Origin of the sequence: Streptococcus sp. GMD1S (assembly GCF_000296875.1) — a bacterium.
GTDB lineage: Bacteria > Bacillota > Bacilli > Lactobacillales > Streptococcaceae > Streptococcus.
This window is the reverse complement of sequence record NZ_AJQY01000432.1, coordinates 1-545: the sequence shown is the minus strand read 5'-3', so window position 1 is coordinate 545 and position 545 is coordinate 1. Positions and strand designations below refer to the sequence as shown.

The 545-nt window shown below is 38.9% G+C and carries 1 protein-coding gene; it reads right to left on the bottom strand.

Features of this window, described 5'->3' with window-relative positions; genetic code table 11:
* On the bottom strand, positions 1 to 545 hold a 545-nt coding region (gene gtfA / locus GMD1S_RS10820), incomplete at both ends, for a sucrose phosphorylase (RefSeq protein WP_000327734.1).

Sequence of the window (545 nt, the reverse complement as noted above, 5' to 3'; positions counted from 1 at the left end):
TGCTAATAGACCCACATAGTAAACCTGAGGAATGCCTGGAGCAAAAACTTGAATCAAACGAGCAAGGAAGTACTTGACATCATCATCTCCAAGTGCTGAATAATAGGTTGAATTGATTTGGTAGATATCTAGATTGTTATACTCTGCACTAGAGTACTTGCGTTTGACATTCGCTCCAACCTTATAGAGTTCATTTGAAGCATAGTCAATTTCCTCATCAGTCAGGATATCTTTGACATCCACCACTCCAATCCCATCATGAGTATCTAGTGTCGTAAATTGCTTCATCGAGCTCATCTTCAACCACTTGGCCAAACGCTCTGTTCTGGAACTGTAAAGAGTATAAAGAGTCACCATTGGAAGGGCAAAATCGTAAACATAGTAATTATGATCCGCTATTTTAAACTGAATCGAATAGTGTTCATGAATCTCAGGTAAAAGCTCTGCCCCATACTCAGCAGCGATATCTCGAACTTTGTCCAATAAATTCCAAATATCTGGTTCCACAAAGAAATCATTGGTATCCAATTTCTTCACTGCATAAG